4 protein-coding genes are annotated in these 5,547 nt (G+C 69.7%); 2 read left to right on the forward strand and 2 right to left on the reverse strand.

Annotated features, from left to right (window positions below; translation table 11 throughout):
• Positions 1–682: adenylate/guanylate cyclase domain-containing protein (locus D7V77_RS39630; RefSeq protein ID WP_147452311.1), on the reverse strand; the 682-nt coding region annotated here is incomplete at its 3' end.
• Positions 683–749: 67 nt separating this feature from the next.
• On the reverse strand, positions 750–1,484 hold the full coding sequence (locus tag D7V77_RS39635) for a lipopolysaccharide assembly protein LapB (protein ID WP_120581390.1): 735 nt from the start codon (positions 1,482–1,484) through the stop codon (positions 750–752).
• 75 nt (positions 1,485–1,559) lie between these two features.
• Here D7V77_RS39635 and D7V77_RS39640 point away from each other — a divergent pair, with 75 nt between their 5' ends.
• Positions 1,560–3,965: an endonuclease MutS2 gene (locus D7V77_RS39640; RefSeq protein ID WP_120581391.1), complete on the forward strand. Its 2,406-nt coding sequence runs from the start codon at positions 1,560–1,562 to the stop codon at positions 3,963–3,965.
• 79 nt (positions 3,966–4,044) lie between these two features.
• On the forward strand, positions 4,045–5,547 hold a 1,503-nt coding region (locus D7V77_RS39645), incomplete at its 3' end, for a putative metal-binding motif-containing protein (RefSeq protein ID WP_120581392.1).

Raw genomic sequence — 5,547 nt, forward strand, 5'->3', positions numbered from 1 at the left:
CCGCCACCGCGCCCTGCCCCATCGCCGCCGCGCCCGCCGCCGCGCGCTGGCCCAGATCCAGATTCGACTCCACGCGCGCCAGGGCCAGGTTGCCGTAGGGAGGCAGCAAGGCCGCCTCTTCCGGCGAGGGCAGCACCGCGTCAGGCGCCGCCGGCGCCAGCACCCGGTAGGGCGCGCGCGGCACGCGGAAGACGCGGATCTTCCCGGGGATGCCCTTCAACTCGAACGCGCCCACCTCCTGCGACGGCACCTCCGCCTTGTTCATGGAGAGGTAGACGGCCTCCGTGAAGAAGACCTCGCCCGCGTCGGTGATGCCCTCCACGCGGGCGGCGATGTTCACCGGCTCGCCGAAGATGTCGTTGGTCTCCACCCGCACCTCGCCCACGTTCACCGCGACGCGCACGTGGATCTGCTCGTCCTCCTGCAGCTGCCGGTTGTGGTGCCAGAGCCGGTCCTGGATGGCGATGCCGCTCAGCACCGCCTGGGTGGGGGACTCGAAGGTGACGAGGAACGCGTCGCCAATCGACTTGATGATGCGTCCACCGAACGCCTTGAACAGCGGCGCGAGCAACGCGTCGTGCACCTGGAGCAGACGCTGGTTCTCCTCAAGCGTCTGCCGGCTGGTGCGTTCGGTGAAGCCCTTGATGTCGGTGAAGACGATGGCGAGGTTGGCGGTCTTCAAAGCGGGGGCAGTGTATGCAGCGCGTCGCGCGAAGCAATCGCCACGGACCGCGCTCCGCCGCTCGCTGTCAGCGCTTTGAAGGTTTGAGGGCCCGCATGTTGCGCTTCTCCGGCGCCGTCAGCTGCGCCCTCACCTTCGCTGCGAGCTGGGGCCTGTCCGTCCGCTCGTAGAAGGTCGCCAGGGTCCTCAGGACACCCGGGTTGTCCGGCTGGGCGTCGCGCGCGGCCAGGAACTCCCGCTCCGCGTCCAGCGTGCGGCCCTGCTTCTCCAGCACCGCCGCCAGCTGCATGCGCACCTGCACCCACGCGGGCCGGGACTTGGACAGGGGGCGGTAGTGCAGCTCCGCCTTGAGCCAGTCCCCCGCCTGCGCCCAGAGGCCCGCGAGCCGGAAGCGCGCGTCGTCATAGGAGGGGCGCAAGGTCACCGCCTTCTCATAGGCGCGGATGGCGTCGAAGGTGGCGCTCTTCTCTTCCAGCAGCTGCCCCTGGAGGAAGTACACGCGGGGGTTGTCAGGGGCCTCGCGCAGGGCCGCGTCCAGATGGGTCCGGGCGCGCTCCAGCTCCGGGGCGCTGCCTCCCTTGAGGAGCAGGCGCGCGGCCTCCAGCCGGGGCAACTCCCAGCGGGGCTGGTTGGTAATCAGCCGCTCCAGGGCGACGAGGGCACCCGCGTCGTTGCCCGAGGTCTCCAGCGCCAGCGCATCCGCCAGCGGACTGGGGGCCGGAGCCGCTTGCGCCGTCAGGACCGGAGAGGCCGGTGCGTCGGACGCGCCCGCAAGCAGCGCCGCCACGAGAACCCACATCATGGTTGGCAGATAGCAGGTCCCGGTGGGCCACCTCAATACTTCCTCTTGACGGACACCCGGCCTCGCATGAAACCCATGACCGTGCAGATTTCCCAAAGGACGTTGGAAGACCTTGGTTTCCCGGAAGTGCTCCGCGCGCTGACGCAGCGCTGCCGCACCGAGCCAGGAAGGGAGCGGGTGCTGGCCCGTCCATTCCTGGACACCGAGACGGAGGTGACCGAAGCGCTGGCGCTCGTCGACGAGGCCCGCTTCCTCTCCCAGCAGCAGTTCTCCATGCCCCTGGGCGGCGTGACGGACCTGCGCACCGCGGTGGGCCACGCGGAGAAGGGCGGCGTGCTGGAGCCCCGGCAGCTCATCGACGCGGCCCAGCTGCTCTTCGCCTTCGCCCGCACCCGCGAGGCCCTGGACGAGCGCAAGGAGCGCGTCCCCCGCCTGGTGGAGATCTCCAAGCGCCTGCCCTTCCTGGAGGCCATGGCGCGCCGGTTGGATCAGTGTTTCGAACCGGACGGAACCATCTCCGACCGCGCGAGCCCCGAGCTGAAGGAGGCGCGCGACCGAGCACGCGGCCTGCACCGGCGGATCAAATCGCGCCTGGACGAGATGCTCCACGACCTGACGTTCACCACCAAGCTGCGCGAGAACTACTACACGCTGCGCAACGGGCGGTACGTGGTGCCGGTGGTGTCGAACTACCGCGCGGAGGTGGACGGCATCGTCCACAACGCCAGCCAGACGGGGCAGACGCTCTTCATGGAGCCCCAGGCGATGGTGGGCCTGGGCAACGACCTGGCCATCGCGCAGTCGGAGGTCGCGGAGGAGGAGCTCAAGGTCCTCCAGGAGCTGAGCCGGCTCGTGGGCCGCGAGTCCGCGCGCATGCTGGAGGGCCTGGAGGCGGTGGCGGAGCTGGACGAGGTGGAGGCCATCGCCATCCTGTCCGCGGACCTGGACGCCACGACGCCCACCTTCGTGGGTGTGAAGGAACTGCAGCTGCGCGCGCTGCGCCACCCGCGCCTGGTGCTCAAGGGCACGGAGGTGGTGTCCAACGACGTGACGCTCACCGAAAGCGCCCGGGCGCTGGTGGTGTCCGGCCCCAACGCGGGCGGCAAGACGGTGACGCTGACGGGCGTGGGGCTGTGCGCGCTGATGCTGCGCGCGGGCCTGCCCATCCCGGTGGGCGAAGGGTCGCGGATGCCGCTGTACCGCTCCGTGCACTCCACCGTGGGAGACACGCAGGACCTGTCGCAGGGCCTGTCCTCGTTCAGCGGCCACGTCACCCTGCTGCGGGACATCCTGGCGGCGGTGGGGACGGACTCGCTGGTGCTCATCGACGAGATCGCCTCGGACACGGATCCTCGCGAGGGCGCGGCCATCGCCATCGCGGTGCTGGAGGAGCTGTTGGGCAAGGGGGTGTACGTCCTGGTGACGACGCACCTGGAGGAGCTCAAGGCGCTGGCGCACATGGATCCGCGCTTCCTCAACGCGCGCGTGGGCTTCGACTCCAAGCGGATGGCGCCCACGTTCCGGTTGCAGATGGGCGCGTCCGGTCAGTCGTCCGCCATCGACGTGGCGGCGCGGGTGGGCCTGCCCGCCTCCGTGTGCGAGCGCGCTCGGGAGCTGTCGCTCAACGCGGGCGGTCCGCTCACCAAGGCGCTGGCGGCCGCGGAGGACGAGCGGCGCAAGCTCTCCGAGGAGTTGGAGAAGGCGCGCATCGCGGCGAAGGAGGCGGAGGCGCTCCGCGCGGACCTGGAGAAGCAGAAGGTCGCCTTCGAGCGTGAGCGCAAGGGTCGGATGATGCAGTTCAACGAGGACGTGCACTCGGCCAGCGAGCACGCCGCCCAGGAGGTCCGCGACCTGCTGGCGAAGCTGCGCTCGGAGCAGAATGAGAAGGCGCTCTCCGAGGCACGGCTGCAGTTGCAGCAGCGCGCGGATGAGGCGCAGAAGCGCGCGGCGGCGGCGAAGGCGGAGCTGTTCCAGGTGGAGGCCCCGGGGCCCGCGACCCTCAAGGTGGGCGCGTGGGTGCACCACTCCGGCCTGGGCCGGGACGTGGAGATCCTGGAGCTGACGGAAGGCCAGGCGGTGGTGTCCGCGGGCGGCGCGCTGAAGATGCGCGTGGCCACGACGGAGCTGTCCGGTTCACGGGGCAAGAAGCCGCAGCAGGCGAAGTTCCCGGAGCAGCGGAAGGGCGAAGCGGCCCTGAAGCGAGCGGCCTCCGCGGCGCCGTCGCAGGTGGAGGCCACGAACTTCCGCTGCGACGTGCGCGGAATGCGCGCGGACGACGCGCTGGCGGAGCTGGAGACATTCCTGGACCAGGGCCTGCGCAAGGGTGAGGACGCCGCGCTCATCATCCACGGCCACGGCACGGGAGCCCTCAAGCAGGCCATCCGGGACCACCTGGCTGCCTCGCCGTACATCCGCATGTTCCGCCCCGGCGAGAGCCACGAGGGCGGAGACGGCGTCACCGTGGTGTCCCTGCGCGGCTGAGTTCCCCTGTTGACGGGGAGCCGGGGTCTTACCGGCCCCGCTCCCCGGCGCAGGGAAGTGTTGGCTACAGTGCGGCGCCATGTATCGGCTCTGCCTGTTGGGATGCGTGGTGTTCCTGGCCGCCTGTGGGGAAAAGGCCCCCGACGAAGGCGCCATCCGTGTGTCCGTGACCTACGGCACCTTCAAGCCCGCGTGCGTGCGCGTGGAGGCGAAGGATGCGCAGGGTCATCAGGAAGCCACGGACATCCCGGCCGGCCAGTTCAAGAACCCGGACAAGAAAGAGGTCCTGGTCGCGGTGCGCCGCAAGGCGGACTGGGACACCACGCTGAGCGTCACGGTGTCCTCCTACGTGGAGCCGGGGTGCACGGGGGAGGCGGTGGAGACGTTCACGAACGCTTCGCTCAACGTCGTTCCCAAGGAGTTCACGCCCTACAACGTGACGTTGGAGGCGGTGGACCTGGACGGCGACGGCTCTCCCTCCCCTGCCGGCCTCAAATGGGCGGGCATCTCCGACTGCGACGACACGCGGGACGACGTCCATCCGGGCGCCGAGGAGAAGTGCGACACGGCCATCGACTTCGACTGTGATGGCAAGAAGGCGTGCGCGGATACGAAGTGCGCGCAGAAGACGTGCACGGACGGGGACCTGTGCAACATGGCCAAGAAATGCATTGGCGTGGGTGCGTCTGCGCTGTGCGGAGGTGGCACGCCCAAGTGCACGCAGGGCGCGGGCCAATGCCAGGCGACGGTGACGTGCGAGGCGTCCACGGGCCAGTGCATCGAGGGGAACGTGGTCGTCGGCACGACCTGCGACACCGGGAACCCGTGCATGCTCAATGGCCGCTGCACCGCCGGCAAGCAGTGCGTGGGCGACCCGAAGGCGTGCACCACGCCAATGAATGCCCAGTGCCAGGAATCCACGGGCACCTGCAACCCTACCAATGGCGGTTGTGAGTACGCCCCCAAGCCGGTCTCCGCATCCTGCGTGGACGGAGACGTCTGCCACGCTCCGGGCTTCTGCGACGGCGCAGGCACGTGCAATGGCACGCCCACGCCCTGCCCATCCAGGGAGTGCACTACGGTCGCGGGTTGCACGGCGAACAACTCCTGCATCTACGCGGGGGACCCGGCGCAGTTCGACCTGCCCTGCAGCCAGGATGAGTCCGGAACGCCGCGCGTATGCAGCGCGTCTGGCCAGTGCGTCGCGTTCCCATACACGCCCACCAACTTCAATCCGAACGTCATTCCTGGCGGTGACATCGGCGAACTGAGGACCACCGGGCCGGTGGTGTTCGACACGGAGACCCAGACCTGGACACCCCAGGCGAATGGAGGCCCGGATACCACCGCCTTCAGTGTCCACCCACTGCCCCAGACTGGCGGTGCCCCCGAAATCCTTCTCATCCCGGTGCGGACCCTGGCCCTGGGCGGCGAACTGCGCATCGTGGGCACCCGTCCGGTCATCCTCGCCGTGTACGGGGATGCGACACTGAGCCACGACATCCTGGCCAGTGGTCGCATCGTGAATGGCGCGCCGGTTCCCGGGGCCGGCGGCAATCAGGCGTGCGCCGCCTCGCAGGGC

Origin of the sequence: Corallococcus sp. CA041A, from assembly GCF_003612075.1 — a bacterium.
GTDB lineage: Bacteria > Myxococcota > Myxococcia > Myxococcales > Myxococcaceae > Corallococcus > Corallococcus exiguus.